Source organism: Agromyces protaetiae, from assembly GCF_004135405.1.
Lineage (GTDB): Bacteria > Actinomycetota > Actinomycetes > Actinomycetales > Microbacteriaceae > Agromyces > Agromyces protaetiae.
This window is the reverse complement of record NZ_CP035491.1, coordinates 816041-831975: the sequence shown is the minus strand read 5'-3', so window position 1 is coordinate 831975 and position 15935 is coordinate 816041. Positions and strand designations below refer to the sequence as shown.

Here is a 15935-nt window from a genome sequence, read left to right as displayed (position 1 = left end):
GAGAGAATGGCGGAATGCCGATTCCTACCGCGATCGCGACGCTCAACACCACTCTCGGACCGATCCAGGTCGAACTGTACGGACACCACGCACCGAAGACGGTCGACAACTTCGTCGGCCTCGCCACGGGCGCGAAGGAGTGGACGCACCCCGCCACCGGCAAGAAGAGCACCGACCCGCTCTACGACGGCGTCATCTTCCACCGCATCATCCCCGGCTTCATGATCCAGGGCGGCGACCCGCTCGGTCAGGGCATCGGCGGCCCCGGCTACCAGTTCGACGACGAGATCAACCCAGAGCTCGACTTCACCGAGCCCTATGTGCTCGCCATGGCGAACGCCGGCCGCGACCGCTTCACGGGCGGCGGCACGAACGGCTCGCAGTTCTTCATCACGGTCGCTCCGACGACGTGGCTGCAGGGCAAGCACACGATCTTCGGCAAGGTGACGGATGCCGCGAGCCAGGCGATCATCGACAAGCTCGCCACCGTCGCGACCGACGGCCGTGACAAGCCGCTCGAGGACGTCGTGATCGAGTCGGTCACCGTCGACCCTCGCTGACCAGCGAACGACTGAACGGCCGTGACTGACGCTGCGGGCGACCGCACCGGGTACTGCTATCGACACCCCGATCGGCAGAGCTACATCCTGTGCCAGCGGTGCGGCCGCACCATCTGCCCCGAGTGCCAGACGCAGGGCGCCGTGGGCGTGATCTGCCCCGAGTGCATGAAGGAGCAGCGTGCCTCGGCGCCGCGGACCAAGCCCGCGGTGCTGACGCGCGTGCGTTCGGCCGCAGGGCGCGGAGCGCCTGTCGTGACGTACAGCATCATCGGCGTCACGGTCGCGGTGTATCTGCTGCAGCTCATCCCGGGCCTCGGGGTCACGAATCTGCTGTTCTTCTCGCCGATCGCGGTGAGCGATGTCGCGTTCCAGCCGTGGCGCCTCATCACGACGGTGTTCGTCCACTCGACGGCACTGATCTTCCATGTGCTGTTGAACATGTACACGCTGTGGATCTTCGGCCAGCTGCTCGAGGGCCTGCTCGGGCGGTGGCGATTCCTCGCGCTCTACCTCATCGCCGGGCTCGGCGGCTCGGTCGGCGTGGTGTGGCTCGCGCCCCCGTCGACGCAGGTCGTCGGAGCATCGGGTGCGATCTTCGGCCTCATGGGTGCGTTCCTGGTCATCCAGCGACGCCTCGGCGGCAACAGCACCCAACTGCTCGTGCTGCTCGCGATCAACCTCGTCATCGGGTTCGTGCCCGGGTGGAACATCGCCTGGCAGGCGCATGTCGGCGGACTCGTCGTCGGCGCGCTCGTGGGGCTGATCTACTTCGAGACGCGCAAGCACCACCAGCAGAAGCTGCAGGTGTGGTTGCTTCTCGCGCTCACGGCACTGCTCGTCGTCGCGAGCCTGCGGTACGTGTTCTTCCCGCTCGTGGGCTGAGCGAAGTTATCCACAGGAGTTTCCACACCCTGGGGAGAATCACACGGGTGTCATTCCGAAGAGCCGCGAAATCACGGGGTTCTCGGTTCTCCACAGTGTGTGCACAACTGGGGAAAGTGCCCCTCGAAACGCAAATGAGGCGGATGCTCAGCATCCGCCTCATTCGTCGTCTGTGCGGCCGGTCAACGTCGACCGGTCAACGCCATCTGGTCGTCATGAGGAATCCGATGAACGCGATGCCGAAGCCGATGAGGATGTTCCACTGCCCGAGGTCTGCGACGGGCAGCTGCCCCTGCGAGACGTAGAACACGATGATCCAGGCAAGGCCGAGAAGCATGAACCCGAACATGACGGGCTTGAACCACACGGGATTGGGGGCGCCTTCGCCCGCCGTGCTCTCGGCGCGCTCGGGCCGCTGGTCTTTGGTACGTGCCATGCGCGCAATTCTAACGGAGGCGGAGGGGTACTCACAGCCACGCATCGACACCCGACGCTAGACTCCTGACATGTCCGAGACGCGACCCGAGTCCCGGCGCGTCCGCGAGGAGGCCGACCGCCCGCGGCCGCGCGTGAGCGTCGTCGGCGTCTTCGGCGAGCTGCTCCTCACGGCCGGTGTGCTGATCCTGCTGTTCCTCGGCTGGCAATTGTGGTGGAACGACGCGATCATGGCCGGCCAGCAGTCGAGCGCCGCGGGCGACACCTCCTCACAATGGGCTGAAGCGGACCGCGCCACCCGTCCTCCGACCCCGACCGAGTCGCCCGTCGAGCCGGGCGACCCCGTCGTGGGCGATGCCGTCTACGGCAACGGCGAGACCTTCGCCGTCATGTACGTGCCCCGGTTCGACGCCCCGGGCACGTTCGACTCGGTGCGGAACATCGCCGAAGGCACGGGCAACAATGTGCTCAACAGCTTCGAACAGGGCGTCGGGCACTATCCCGGTACCGCGATGCCCGGTGCAGTCGGCAACTTCGCGATCGCCGCCCACCGCAGCGCCTACGGCGGCGGCATGCACGAGATCGAACAGTTCCAGCTCGGGGACAAGATCTACATCCAGACGAAAGACGGCTGGTACACCTATGCCTTCCGCGACTTCGAGTACGTGACCCCCGACACCGTCGACGTGCTCGCCCCGGTACCCCACCGCCCCGACCTGCAGCCCACCGACCGGATCATCACGCTCACGAGCTGCAACCCGCTCTTTTCCACGGCCGAACGCATCATCGCGTACGGAGTGCTCGAGTCCTGGTCTCCCGGTGCCGGCAACCCGCCCGAAGCGATCGCGGCGGCCGTCGCGAGTTGGGGGAGCCGCTGATGTACGGCGCACTCTGGCGTGTTCTCCCCGGACCCTGGTGGCTGCGGGTCATCCTGCTGCTCGTGCTCGCGGCGGCGCTGGTCTATGCGCTGTTCACGTGGGTGTTCCCCGTCGTCGACCACCTCCTGAACCCGATCGACGTCACGGTCGACTCTTGACGCGCATCCTCGTCGTCGACAACTACGACAGCTTCGTCTACACCCTCGACAGCTACCTGCGAGAGCTCGGCGCCGAGACCGACGTCGTCCGCAACAACGCATTCGAGGCATCCGAAGCCGTGACTCGTATCGCCGAGTACGACGGCGTCCTCATCTCGCCGGGGCCGGGTAAGCCGGCCGACGCGGGCGTCTCGATCGCCGTCGTCGGGGCGGCCCGATCGGTGCATTCGCCGCTCCTCGGCGTCTGCCTCGGGCACCAGGCGATCGCCGAAGCGTTCGGGGCGATCGTGACGCACGCCGACGAGCTCATGCACGGCAAGACCTCGCAGATCACCCACGACGAAAGCCCGCTCTACGCCGGCGTCCCGCAACCGTTCACCGCGACCAGATACCACTCGCTCGCGGTCGTCGACGGCACCCTGCCCGACGACCTGGTCGTCACGAGCCGCACCTCCGGCGGAGTGATCATGGGGATCCGTCATCGCACCGAGGCCATTCACGGCGTGCAGTTCCATCCCGAGTCGGTCCTCACCGAGGGCGGGTACCGCCTGCTCGGCAACTGGCTCGCCGAGACCGGGCTCGCCGGCGCGGCGGAGCGTGCGGCGGGACTCAGCCCGCTCTCGCGCACGAACTGAGCAGAGCGAGCGGATGTCTCAGCCGGTGCCCGTGCAGTAGATGAGCTGCACATCGGAGTGCTGCGGCACCGACCCGCCGCCGGGATTCTGCCGAACGACCGGAGATCCCTGCTTCGCGGGACACGAAGAATCGGGAGTCGACACGGGGTTCAGCTGCAGATCGCTCGCACGAAGGTAGTCGGACGCTGCTGAAAGGGTACGACCCGTGAGGTCGACGAGTGTCACCTCGCCGCTCGAGATATTCAGATCGACCGTCGACCCCGCAGCGACCGACGCGCCCGAAGCCGGCGTCGTACCCAAGATCGTCTCGGCTGGAACGTTCGGCGAATCGACGCGGTTTTCGACACCCGCCACGAGACCGACCTCGGCGAGCTTGGCCTTCGCGGCGTCGATGGTCAGATTCTCGAGCGGAGGAACCGCGACAGGCTGTCGGCCCGTCGAGACGTACACCGTCACCTCGGTGCCGACCTCGACCACTTCGTCGGCGGGCGGATCCGTGCGGATCACCTGGCCCGCTTCGAACGCGTCGTTCGCCTCTTGAGCCTGCGTCGGGACGAGCGAGAGCTGCTCGAGCTGCTCGGACGCGTCTTCCCACGAGGTGCCCTCGAGCGCCGGGATCGCGCGCGCGTTCGATGGAAGGTTGTCGGTCGGCTGCAGGTTGAACGCCCAGTACATGACCGCGACGACGATGACGACGACCGCGATGATGCCCGCCCAGATCCAGACCGCAGGCGGGCGGCGCTGCGTGCGTGACATCGTGTCGTCTTCTGTGAGCTGGCGGAGGGCCAGCTCGGACGTCGAGAGCGAGCCGGTCGCGGCACCGAACAGTGCTGCGGTCGGCTCAGGCTCGTGGTGCACGGGGACGCGACCGGAGGCTGCGACGTCGACGTCGGCGCGGAACTCCGCGGCCGTCTGGTAGCGCTGTGCGCGGTCTTTCACGAGCGCACGCAGCACGACCGTGTCGAGAGCAGGAGAGACGCGCGGGTTGATCGCGCTCGGCTTCGCCGGACGCTCGCTGACGTGCTGGTACGCGACCGCGACGGGCGTGTCGCCGCGGAACGGCGGGCGCCCGGTGAGGAGCTCGAAGAGCACGACACCGGTCGAGTACAGGTCGGTGCGGGCATCCACCGTCTCGCCCTTCGCCTGCTCGGGCGAGAAGTACGACGCGGTACCGAGGATGGCGGTCGTCTGAGCGACGGTCGTGGCCGAGTCGGACACCGCCCGCGCGATGCCGAAGTCCATGACCTTGACCTGACCGGCCGTCGTGATCATGACGTTCCCGGGCTTGATGTCTCGGTGGACGACGCCTGCACGGTGCGAGTACTCGAGGGCCGTGAGGATGCCGTCGATGACGCGGACGGCGGCCTGCGGCTCGAGCGGCCCCTCGCGGATGATGTCTTTGAGAAGGCGACCCTCGACGTACTCCATGACGATGAAGGGCAGTTGCACCTCGTGACCCGACGCATCGACGACGGTCTCCTCGCCGGCGTCGAACACGCGGACGATCGTGGGGTGCGCCATGCGCGCGGCCGACTGCGCCTCCTGGCGGAAACGCATTCGAAACGACGGGTCGGTCGCGAGCTGCGGCTTCAGGAGCTTGATCGCGACCTGCCGGCCGAGGCGGCTGTCGACGCCGACGTGCACGTCGGACATCCCGCCGCGCCCGATGAGTGCGCCCACGCGGTAGCGACCCGCGAGGACACGTCCTTCATCGTTCACGGTATCGATCTCGTCTCGGGTCAGGGGGCGGTGATGTCGAACGTGGAAGTCGGCGACTCGGGCGAGCTCAGCTGACCGCAGAAGTACATGAAGTGCGCGGTGAACTGCTGCCCCGGGGTGTTGCCGATGAGCACCGACACGGCGGTCTGGCCGGGGCCGACCGAGGTCTGCGTCGGGTTCGCGCTGCCCGGAATCGTGCCGCCCGCGACCGTGACCGTATAACCGGAGATCTGCTGTCCGGCCGGGCACTGCTGGCCGTCCCACGTGAGCTGGACGGTCGAGCCGGCGTCGACATCGCCCGACGTCGCGCCTGCGATCTGCGGGCCCGACGCCGGCGCGGCCGGGTTCTCGGGAGCGCCGAGGTAGGTCAGCGTGATCGTCGTTCCGGGGGGGACGGGGCCAGACGGGTTGACGTCGGTGACCGTGTTCGCCTGACCGGGTTCGCTCGCCGGACCGCTCTCTTGGCGGACAGTCGCGAGTCCGAGGCCCTGGATCGCCGCTTCGGCCTCGTCGATGTTCATGCCGAGGTACTTGGTGCGATCGATCTGGATCGTGCTGGCAGTGGTCGGCGGAGCCGTCGTCGGCGTCGTCGGAGCTGCGGTCGTCGCCGTCGTGGCGGTCGTGTTGGTCGCAGTGGACAGGCCCTTCCCGCCGCCGCTCGTCGCGAACGCGATGATCGTGCCGATGAGCACGATCGCGAGGATCGCGATGAGGATGATCAGCGGCCAGGTCCACGGGCTGCGCTTCTTGGGCGCGGTCGTGGTCTCGGCCTCGCCTTCGGCGGCACCGGATGACCCGGGGCCGCTCGCGCTCGGAAGCACGGTCGTCGCGGCGGTCGCCCCCGACTGCGGGAGCAGCATGGTGGCTGCGGTCGCGCCTGCGGCGCCGAGCACCGCGGGAACGGCGGCTGCGGCGGAGTGCACGTCGCCGCGGCGGAGCGCCTGTGCGGCGCGCGCGAGGTGCGCGGCCGATTGCGGGCGGTCGGCGGGGTTCTTCGCGATGCACGCGTAGACGAGGTTGCGGACGGGCTCGGAGACCGTCACGGGAAGCTCGGGCGGTGCCTCGTTGATCTGCGCCATCGCGATCGCGACCTGCGACTCGCCCGTGAACGGGCGGCGGCCCGCGAGGCACTCGTACGCGACGATGCCGAGCGAGTAGATGTCGGTGGTCGGCGAAGCCGGGTGGCCGGAGGCCTGCTCGGGCGAGAGGTACTGCACGGTGCCCATGACCTGGCCGGTCGCCGTGAGCGGCACCTGGTCGGCGATGCGCGCGATGCCGAAGTCGGTGATCTTCACGCGGCCGTCGGGCGTGATGAGCAGGTTGCCGGGCTTGATGTCGCGGTGCACGAGCCCTGCCGCGTGCGCGGCCTGCAGGGCTGCAGCGGTCTGCGCGACGATGTCGAGGACCTTGTCGGTCGACAGGACGTGCTCGCGCTCGAGGATGGTCGAGAGCGCCTCGCCGGGCACGAGCTCCATGACGAGGTAGGCGCTGCCGTCTTCCTCGCCGTAGTCGAACACGTTGGCGATGCCCTCGTGGTTGACGAGTGCGGCGTGGCGGGCCTCGGCGCGGAAGCGCTCGAGGAAGCCCGGGTCGCCCAGGTACTCGTCTTTCAAGATCTTGATCGCGACCTGTCGGCCGATGACGAGGTCGGTCGCCTGCCACACTTCGCCCATGCCGCCGATGGCGATCCGGGACTGCAGCTCGTAGCGCCCTCCGAAGGTGAGCCCCGCGCTCGGTCTCATTTGTTCAGCACCGCCTCTAGTACCTGTTTCGCAATGGGAGCGGCGATGAGATTGCCGTACCCCTCCTGACCAAGTCCCCGCCATCCTCCACGAGCACCGTGATCGCATACTGAGGGTTGTCGGCGGGGGCAAAACCGGTGAACCACAAGGTGTAAGGGTCGTCCTCGCCGTTCTCCGCTGTACCCGTCTTACCGGCCACGCTGACGCCGTCTATTCTTGCATTACTCGCGGCGCCGTTCTCGACGCCGTTCACCATCATCTGCACCATGGTTCTGGCGGTTTGCTCACTGATGGCGCGGCCGAACTCCGATCGCTCGAACTCCTGCAGCGGGCGGAAGTCGGGCGCCGTGATCTCGTCGACGAGATTCGGGTTCATGACGATGCCGCCGTTCGCGATCGCAGCCGACACCATCGCCATCTGCAGCGGTGTGGCGCGGACGTTTCCCTGACCGAACGCGCTGAGCGCGGTCTGAGCGTCGTCGAGGCCGCGCGGGTAGACGCTCGCCGCGGTCTCGTTGGGGATCAGGAACTCCTCGTTGAACCCGAACTTCTCGGCCTGTTCGCGGATGGCGGTGTCGCCGAGTTCGACGCCCAGTTCGGCGAAGGGGATGTTGCAGCTGAGCCGGAGCGCATCGGCGATCGTGACGGTCGCGCCGCCGCCGCACGTGCCGCCGCCCGAGTTGCGGACCACGGAAGACGACCCGGGGAGGGTGTAGCTCGCGAGGTTCGGGAAGGTCGAATCGGGGGTGAACCGGCCCGACTCGAGCGCTGCGGCCGTCACGACGAGCTTGAAGACCGATCCGGGAGGGTTCATGTCGCCGCCCGTCGCGCGGTTGAAGAGCGGGTCGGCAGGGTCGTCGACGAGCGACTGATAGGTCTGCTCGACCTGGTCGCCGTCGTGCACGGCGAGCGTGTTCGGGTCGAACGTGGGCTTCGTCACTATCGCGATGATCCGGCCCGTCGCGGGCTCGGTCACGATCACGGCGCCCGTGTAGTCGCCGAGGGCGTCCCACGCGGCCTGCTGGGCCACGGGGTCGATCGAGACATCCACCGATGCGCCCATCGGATCCTGACCCGAGATGAGCCGATTGAGCTGGTCGAAGAACTGGCTCGACGACTGGCCGCTCAAGTACTCGTTGAGCGATCTCTCGAGCCCCGTCGCCTCGCCGTTGACCGGGATGAACCCGGTGATCGGCGCGTAGAGCGGCCCGTTCGCGTAGATGCGCTGGAAGCGGAAGAAGTCGCCCGACGCCTGCGAGAACGCGATCGGCTCGCCTCCGACGAGGATCGGGCCACGCTCGACCGAGAAGCTCTCGTAGAGCGTGCGCGAGTTGCGCGAGTCGTTCGCGAGGGCGTCGGCCTGGACGTACTGGATGATCGTCGAGGCGACGAAGAGCGAGAGGAACATGAGCGCCGACACGATCGTCACGCGTTTGAGTTCGCGGTTCATGCGTCGACCACCAGCCTCGGGTGGTTCCGGATGGTGTCCGAGAGCCTGAGGAGCAGCGCGACGATGATCCAGTTCGCGACGAGCGAGGACCCGCCGGCGGCGAGGAAGGGCGTCGTGAGGCCGGTGAGCGGGATGACCCGCATGACGCCTCCGACGACGATGAACACCTGCAGGGCGAGCGTGAACGCGAGCCCGACGCCGAGGAGTTTGCCGAAGTCGTCCTGGCCGGCGAAGCCGATGCGGAACCCGCGCGCGACGAACAGCACGTAGAGGGAGAGGATCGCGAAGACGCCCGCGAGGCCGAGCTCCTCGCCGAGCGACGCGATGATGTAGTCGCTCTGCGGCACGGGAGTGAGATCGGGGCGCCCTTCGCCCAGGCCGGTTCCGATGAGCCCGCCGTGCGCGAGCCCGAACAAGCCCTGGACGAGCTGATAACTGCCGCCGAACTCCTGATCGAATCGCTCGGGGCTGAACGGGTCGAGCCAGTTGGCGAAGCGCGCGCCGACGTAGTCGAGCGTCTGGCTCGCGACGAGCGCGCCGCCCACGAAGAGCACGAGGCCGAGCACGACCCACGAGACGCGGCTCGTCGCGACGTAGAGCATGACGAGGAAGAGCCCGAAGTAGAGCAGAGCGGTGCCGAGATCGTGCTGGAACACGATGACCGCCATCGACAGCGCCCACACCACGATGAGCGGACCGAGGTCGCGGGCGCGCGGGAAGCGCATGCCGAGGAAGGACTTGCCGACCATGGACAGCGAGTCGCGGTTGCGCACGAGATAGCCCGCGAAGAACACCGCGAGCGCGATCTTCGCGATCTCGCCCGGCTGGAAGGAGGCGAAGTCGCCGATCCCGATCCACACGCGGGCGCCGCCGACCTCGCGGCCGAGGCCCGGTACGAGCGGAAGGAGCAGCAGCACGATCGCGAAGAAGCCCGCGACGTAGGTGTAGCGGAAGAGCACCCGGTGGTTGCGGATGAGAAGCATCGCGCCGATCGCGCACACGATCGCGATCGCGCTCCACGCGATCTGCCGCACCGCGGCGCTGTCCCACCCGGCGTCGCCCTCGGCGATGTCGATGCGGTAGATCATGGCGATGCCGAGGCCGTTGAGCACGGTCGCGATCGGCAGGAGGAACGGGTCGGCGTCACGTGCGACGAACCGCATGGCGACATGAAGCCCGAAGACGAGGAGCGACAGCCCCGCGCCGAGCAGCACGAGCTGCGTGTCGATCGTGCCGAGCGCGCCGAGCTGCACGAGCACGATCGCGCTCGCGTTGATGAGGCACGCGAAGATCAGCAGCCACAGTTCGAGATTGCGGAGCTTCTGCGGGAGCCGGATGCGCCGGACACCGCCCGTGGGCGGGGAGACCGGGGTGCCGACGGGCGGCGTCTGGGTTCGGCGGTCACTCAAGGGACGCCTCCAGCCGCTGGACGATGCGGTGCGCCTCGGAGAGGGACCCTACCGTGATGGTCTGTTCGACGCGCTGCTGGTCGTAGGTGCGGAGGTCGGCGACGTCGATCTGCGTCTCGGTGTGCAGCTCGCTCAGCGAGATCGGGCCGAGGTCTTGCTGGATCCCCTGGAAGATCGCGACCCGGCCGTTCGACTCTCCGACGTAGAAGCGCGTCTGGGTCCACTGGTAGCCGAGGACGAACGCCGCCACGATCGCGGCGACGAGCGCCACCACCCAGAACCCCCACACGAACCGGCGCCGGCGCCGACGACGGATGTCTTCTTCGATGATCTCGTCGAAGTACTCGGCCGAGTCGGGCTCGAAGTGCGTCTCTTGAACCGGGTGCGGACGGAACGGCGTGAGGAAGATGCCGCGCGAGCGGGCGGGCTCGGGAGTGCCGAACGCGAGCGGAGCCGCAGCGGATCCCACGATGAGCGGCGGCGTGTCGGGTGCCGCGGGCTCGCCGATGTCGACGACGACGACCGTGACGTTGTCGGGCGCGCCGCCGTCGAGCGACGCCTTCACGAGACGGTCGGCGACCTGCTTCGCCCCGGCGTCGGAGGAGAGGATCTCGTGGATCTCGTCGAACGGCACGACGCCCGAGAGTCCGTCGGAGCACAGCAGCCAACGGTCGCCCTCGTGGGTGTCGAGCACCATCGTGTCGATCTCGGGAGAGGACTCGACATCGCCGAGCACGCGCATGAGCACCGAACGCCGGGGGTGCACCATCGCCTCTTCCGCCGTGATGCGTCCGGCATCGACGAGGCGCTGAACGAACGTGTGGTCGGTCGAGATCTGACTCAGTTCGCCCGAGCGCAGCAGGTAGATGCGCGAGTCGCCGATGTGGGCGATGACGACCCGCTCGCCTTCGAGGAGGAGCGCGCTGACGGTCGTGCCCATGCCCGTGAGCTCGGAATGCTCGGCGACGGTCTCGGTGATGCGGCGGTTCGCCGAGAGGAGGGTCTGCTCGAGCTCTGCCGCGGCGACGGGCGGGGATGCGTAGTCGCCGTCGGCCTCGGCGATCCGGTGCGTGGCGATCGCGCTCGCGACGTCGCCGCCCGCGTGGCCGCCCATGCCGTCGGCGACGAAGAAGAGCTGCCGGCCCGCATACCCGCTGTCTTGGTTGTTCGCGCGGATCCGACCGACGTGCGAGACCGCCGCGCTCGCTTTGACCGACGCCATCGGCTACCGCCGCAGCTCGAACGTCGTCGCCCCGACCTTCACCGTCGCGCCGAGCGGGATCGGCGTCGGCACCGTCACGCGGGCGCCGTCGAGGTAGGTGCCGTTCGTGGAGTCGAGGTCTTGGATCATCCAACGTCCGTTCCACAGCATGAGGCGCGCGTGGTGGGTGGACGTGTAGTCGTCGCGGATGATGATCGCCGAGTCGCTCGAACGGCCGATCGTGATCTCGTCGCGGCCGAGCGGGAACTCGGCGCCCGACTTGCCGCCCGACGTGATGACGAGCTTCGTCGCGTTCTCGGTCGACGCGTCGTCGGCGCGTCCGACGGGGCCGCCCAACCCGGCGGAGCCGGCGGGTGCGGAGACCGGCGCGGTCGGCGAGGACGAGACCGGCGAGGAGGGGAAGGCGGATGCCACGGGCGCGGGCGCCGAGGAGGCGGACGCCGACGCCGTGTCGGGGAGCTTGCGCACGCGCTGACCGAAGAGGTCGCTGCGGAGGGCGTACACGATTGCGAAGACGAAGAGCCAGAGGAGGAGGAGGAAGCCGAGCTGCAGGACGAGGAGGGTCAGTTCGCTCACGAGGCCGGCCCCCAGAACCCGCCGAGGTCGTTGCGTCGGGTCGCGGCGCCTGTCTCCGCCTTCGCCTGCGCGAGCACGCGGAAGACGATGCGCGAGTGTCCGATCGTGATGACCGAGTCGGGTTCGAGGATCGCCTCGCCGACCTTCTGGCCGTTCACCTGTGTGCCGTTCGTCGACCCGAGGTCGCGGACTCGGGCGCGCGAGCCGTCCCACTGCACTTCGGCGTGGCGGCGCGAAGTGCCGGTGTCGTCGAGCGTCACGTCGGCCTCGCTGCCGCGGCCGAGCACCGTGCGGCCCTTGATGATCGGGTAGCGCTTTCCGTCGACGTCGAGCACGGGCGTCCACGCGACCGCGCCCTTCACGTTCGACGAGTCGACCTGCACCATGCCGACCGAGAGACTCTCGTCGGGCTGCAGCGTCAGCGAGACGCCCCCCGCGAACTGGAAGCGCTGACCGGCCGCGTGCTTCTGCACGAGGTCGATGAGCTCGTCGGTGAGGGCGGGGCCGAGGCGCACCATCCGCTCATGGTCTTCGGGAGACATCCGCACGACGAAGCGATTGGGCACGAGCACGCGGTCGCGCGAGACGACCGCAGCCTTCGTGTCGATCTCTCGCTTCAAGGCCGCGGTGATCTCGACCGGCTGCAGCCCGAGCGGAAGGTCTTCGCGAACGCGCCGTTGACGGCACGTTCGAGACCTTTCTCGAAGTTGTCCAGTAGGCCCACAGGTCTCCCGATCGCTATCGCTGACTTCGCGACAGAATAGCGTGCAGGACTGTGAACGGAACCGCTCAATCGATCGGCATGGATGAATCTTCTTCATCGATGTCGAGCGACAGGTTCGGGATCGACGCCGTCAAGAGGGTTCCGTCGGCGCGGCGCGTGCCCGTGACATCCCGCATCGTCGGCGCACCCACGATGCGCGGCCCCTGGCCGTCGAGCGGCACCTGCACCGGGGCATCCGCCGAAACCGTCACTTCGACGCCCCGCACCCAGACCTTCGCCGAATCGCCCGCCTCGACCGTGAACGTCATCGAGCCGTGCTCGACCGTGACGCGGACGCGCGTGCCGCGGAGCGTCAGCCGGAACGTCAGGGAGTCCCAGCCGTCGGGCAGGCGCGGGTCGAAGGTGAAGCGCCCGCCGTGGTCGCGGAACCCGCCGAACCCGAACGCGAGCGTCTCCCACACCCCGCCCGTCGACGCGACGTGCACGCCGTCGGACGCGTTGTGGTGCAGATCGGCGAGGTCGACGAACAGCGCCGAGCGGAAGTACCGCAGCGCGAGCTCGTGGTACCCGACCTCGGCGGCGATGATCGACTGCACGACCGCCGACAGCGTCGAGTCGCCCGTCGTCAGCGGGTCGTAGTACTCGAAGTCGGCGAGCTTCTGCTCCATCGAGAAGCGGTCGCCCTGGAGGAACAGGGCGAGCACGACATCGGCCTGCTTGAGCACCTGGAAGCGGTAGATGACGAGCGGGTGGTAGTGAAGCAGGAGCGGGCGCCGGTTGTCGGGCGTGTGCTCGAGGTCCCAGAGCTCCTTCTCGAGGAACGCCGAGTCCTGCGGGTGCACGCCGAGCTTCGCGTCGTACGGGATGTACATGTACGCCGCCGCGCGCCGCCAGCTCGCGACCTCGGCGGGCGTCACGCCCAGCCGCTCGACGAGCTTGCGGTACTCGACCGGGTCGTCGACCTGCAGCCGATCGACGGCGAACGCCGCCTGCTCGAGGTTCGCCCTCGCCATGATGTTCGTGTACAGGTTGTCGTTCACGACGGTCGTGTACTCGTCGGGGCCCGTCACGCCGTGGATGTGGAACACGTCGTCGGCGTTCGTGCGCCAGAAGCCGAGGTCTTCCCACAGGCGCGCGGTCTCGACGAGGATGTCGATCGCGCCGCGCGCGAGGAAGTCGCGGTCGCCCGTCGCCGCGACGTACTGGACGAGCGCATACGAGATGTCGGCGTCGATGTGGTACTGCGCGGTGCCCGCGGCGTAATAGGCGGATGTCTCGAGCCCGTTGATCGTCCGCCAGGGGAACAGGGCGCCGAGCTGGTTCAACTCGGTCGCACGAGCACGGGCGGCGGGAAGCATCCGCTGCCTGAATCGCAGGAGATTGCGGGCCGCGAGCGGCGACGTGTAGCTCAGGAACGGCATCACGTAGACCTCGGAGTCCCAGAAGTAGTGACCGCCGTACCCCGAACCCGACACGCCCTTCGCGGCGACGCCGCCGCCGTCGGTGCGCGCACTCGCCTGCGCGAGCTGGAACAGGTTCCACCGCACCGCCTGCTGCATGACCGGCTGGCCGGCGATCTCGACGTCGGAGCGCTCCCAGAAGTCGTCGAGCCACGCGCGCTGCTGGGCGAAGATCTCGGGCACGCCGACCTCGGCCGCCCGGTCGAGGCTGCGGTCGCAGCGGTCGACGAGTTCGCGCGCCGGCACCTTGCGGGCCGTGTGGTAGCTGACCGCCTTCGTGATGCGGATCGGCTCGCCCTTGCGGCCGCGCACCTTATAGATGTGCTTCGCGAGGTCGTCGCCGATCGTGCCCGATTCCGACCATTCGCTCTTCGTGTCGATCGTGTGCTGCACACCGACCGCGATCGTCATGCCCGAGTTCGTCGTCTGGTAGCCGAGGACGTAGCGGCCGTCTTCGTGCCGCTTCACGCGCGGCTGCAGCACGCGATCGGTGAACGCCTCGGCCTTGCGCGGGTCGAACGACGCGGGTAGCTCTTCGGTCACGCCCGAGCGGTACTCGTCGCGCCCGTCTTGACGGTTGAGGATCTGGCTGGAGATCGTGATCGCGGCGTCCGCGTCGAGCAGCTCGACCTCGTAGTCGAGCAGTGCGAGGTGGCGGTCGGTGAAGCTCGTCATGCGGCGGCTCGTGATGAGCACGCGCTTGCCCGACGGCGTGCGCCACTCGAGCGAGCGGCTGAGCGTGCCCTGGCGGAAGTCGAGGCGCCGCTCGTAGTTCAGGATCTCGGCCTCCGTGACGACGAGCGGCTCGTCGTCGACGTACAGGCGGATGATCTTCGCGTCGGGCGCGTTCACGATCGTCTGCCCCACGCGCGCGAACCCGAACGCCTCTTCCGCGTGGCGGATCGGCCACGTCTCGTGGAACCCGTTGACGAACGTGCCGTGCGCGAAGCCGTCGCGACCCTCCTCGACGTTGCCGCGGAGGCCCAGGTAACCGTTGCCGACCGCGAAGAGCGTCTCGGTGCGGCCCTGGTCGGCCTCGCCGAACTCGGTCTCGATGAGCGACCACTCGTCGAGCGGGAACCGGGTGCGGTTCAGGGGGTCGGTGTCGGCGAACCTCATGCGGTTTCCTTCGGTGTTTCGGCGGATGTCTCTAATGCGCGGGATGTCTCAGCGGCGCGTCTCACGGCGGGGATCAACTCGTCGAGCTCGTCGACCACGACGTCGGCGCCGTGCTTCAGGAGAGCGTCGCGTCCGACTCCGCGGTCGACGCCGACCACGAGTCCGAAGTCGCCCGCGGCCCCCGCCTGCACGCCCGACTCGGCGTCTTCGACGACCGCGCACGCCGTCGTCGGCAGACCGAGGAGCGCGGCTCCGCGCTCGTACGTGTCGGGCGCCGGCTTGCCCGGAATGCCCTCGCGCGCCGCGACCACCCCGTCGACCACGACCGTGAACCGATCGGCGATGCCCGCGGCTTCGAGCACCCCGGGCGCGTTCTTCGAGCTCGACACGACGGCCACGAGACATCCGGCCGCCTGCACCGCGTCGAGGAACGCGATGGACGCCGGATACGCGGCCACCCCTTCTTCTGCGAGGGTCGCGTTGAAGGCCTCGTTCTTGCGGTTGCCGAGTCCGTGGACGGTGTCCTCGTCGGGGCCGTCGCTGACGTCCCCCTCGGGCAGATGGATGTCGCGGCTCTCGAGCAGGGAACGAACGCCGTCGTAGCGGGGCTTGCCGTCGATGTAGGCGAAGTAGTCGGCGTCGGTGTACGGCGCCTTCTTGTGCTCCGCGAGGATCGGGGTGAACAGGCGCGACCACGCGTGCATGTGCACGAGCGCCGTCGGCGTCAGCACGCCGTCGAGGTCGAACAGCCAACCGCGGATACCCGAGAGGTCGAGGTCTGCCGGGCCGGTGGGGGACTGGTTCACAGAGGTGGTCCTCTCGTCGCGTGAGGGCGCCGATACCCCTGGAATCGATGGTAGAGCGGATGACTCGTCGGATGCGAGGAGTCTTCGGGAATGCCTTGAGGCTCGCGGGTGAACCCCGCTCGAATGGCTATTGCTCTCGTGAAATGTTAGTCTCGGTTGG

At 68.3% G+C, this 15935-nt stretch carries 13 protein-coding genes and 2 pseudogenes; 5 read left to right on the top strand and 10 right to left on the bottom strand.

Features of this window, described 5'->3' with window-relative positions:
* Window positions 1-14 precede the first annotated feature (14 nt).
* Together ET445_RS03835 and ET445_RS03830 are read left to right on the top strand one after the other, a co-directional pair.
* A complete protein-coding gene (locus tag ET445_RS03835; protein WP_129188991.1) occupies window positions 15-560 on the top strand; it encodes a peptidylprolyl isomerase in 546 nt (181 codons plus the stop codon).
* Between the two features lie 21 nt (window positions 561-581).
* Entirely contained in the window at window positions 582-1442 is an 861-nt protein-coding gene (locus ET445_RS03830) for a rhomboid family intramembrane serine protease (RefSeq protein ID WP_129188989.1), read from the top strand.
* Between the two features lie 196 nt (window positions 1443-1638).
* Here the strand turns inward: ET445_RS03830 and ET445_RS03825 are convergent, their stop codons facing one another.
* A complete protein-coding gene (locus ET445_RS03825; protein WP_129188987.1) occupies window positions 1639-1878 on the bottom strand; it encodes a cell division protein CrgA in 240 nt (79 codons plus the stop codon).
* 70 nt (window positions 1879-1948) lie between these two features.
* Here ET445_RS03825 and ET445_RS03820 point away from each other — a divergent pair, with 70 nt between their 5' ends.
* The 3 genes from ET445_RS03820 to ET445_RS03815 are packed head-to-tail and all read left to right on the top strand — an operon-like array spanning window position 1949 to window position 3548.
* Complete coding sequence (locus ET445_RS03820) at window positions 1949-2755, top strand: class E sortase (protein WP_129188985.1); 807 nt, start codon at window positions 1949-1951, stop codon at window positions 2753-2755.
* Entirely contained in the window at window positions 2755-2913 is a 159-nt protein-coding gene (locus tag ET445_RS17135) for a hypothetical protein (protein ID WP_165314287.1), read from the top strand. The genes ET445_RS03820 and ET445_RS17135 overlap by 1 nt, the downstream gene beginning before the upstream one ends.
* Complete coding sequence (locus ET445_RS03815) at window positions 2910-3548, top strand: anthranilate synthase component II (RefSeq protein WP_129188983.1); 639 nt, start codon at window positions 2910-2912, stop codon at window positions 3546-3548. The genes ET445_RS17135 and ET445_RS03815 overlap by 4 nt, the downstream gene beginning before the upstream one ends.
* Window positions 3549-3566: 18 nt before the next feature.
* On the opposite strand, the gene pknB is transcribed toward ET445_RS03815, so the two are convergent.
* The 9 genes and pseudogenes from pknB to ET445_RS03770 all read right to left on the bottom strand — a co-directional run bounded on the left by pknB (window position 3567) and on the right by ET445_RS03770 (window position 15775).
* A complete protein-coding gene (gene pknB / locus ET445_RS03810) occupies window positions 3567-5267 on the bottom strand; it encodes a Stk1 family PASTA domain-containing Ser/Thr kinase (protein ID WP_129188981.1) in 1701 nt (566 codons plus the stop codon).
* 20 nt (window positions 5268-5287) lie between these two features.
* Window positions 5288-7009: a serine/threonine protein kinase gene (locus ET445_RS03805; RefSeq protein WP_129188979.1), complete on the bottom strand. Its 1722-nt coding sequence runs from the start codon at window positions 7007-7009 to the stop codon at window positions 5288-5290.
* Window positions 7006-8459: pseudogene (locus ET445_RS03800) on the bottom strand (peptidoglycan D,D-transpeptidase FtsI family protein). The gene ET445_RS03805 and the pseudogene ET445_RS03800 overlap by 4 nt, the downstream one beginning before the upstream one ends.
* Window positions 8456-9796 carry an FtsW/RodA/SpoVE family cell cycle protein gene (locus ET445_RS03795; protein WP_243695459.1) on the bottom strand — a complete coding sequence of 447 codons (1341 nt, stop codon included), beginning with the start codon at window positions 9794-9796 and terminating at the stop codon, window positions 8456-8458. The pseudogene ET445_RS03800 and the gene ET445_RS03795 overlap by 4 nt, the downstream one beginning before the upstream one ends.
* 64 nt (window positions 9797-9860) lie before the next feature.
* Complete coding sequence (locus tag ET445_RS03790; protein ID WP_129188975.1) at window positions 9861-11090, bottom strand: PP2C family protein-serine/threonine phosphatase; 1230 nt, start codon at window positions 11088-11090, stop codon at window positions 9861-9863.
* 3 nt (window positions 11091-11093) lie between these two features.
* Entirely contained in the window at window positions 11094-11666 is a 573-nt protein-coding gene (locus ET445_RS03785) for an FHA domain-containing protein FhaB/FipA (protein ID WP_129188973.1), read from the bottom strand.
* Window positions 11663-12390 (bottom strand): annotated as a pseudogene (locus tag ET445_RS03780) (FhaA domain-containing protein). Before ET445_RS03780 ends, ET445_RS03785 begins: the two are co-directional and overlap by 4 nt.
* 65 nt (window positions 12391-12455) lie before the next feature.
* Window positions 12456-14969, bottom strand: coding sequence for a glycoside hydrolase family 65 protein (locus tag ET445_RS03775; protein ID WP_129188971.1), 2514 nt, complete (start codon window positions 14967-14969; stop codon window positions 12456-12458).
* Window positions 14966-15775, bottom strand: coding sequence for an HAD family hydrolase (locus ET445_RS03770; RefSeq protein WP_424922876.1), 810 nt, complete (start codon window positions 15773-15775; stop codon window positions 14966-14968). Before ET445_RS03770 ends, ET445_RS03775 begins: the two co-directional genes overlap by 4 nt.
* Between the last annotated feature and the right edge of the window lie 160 nt (window positions 15776-15935).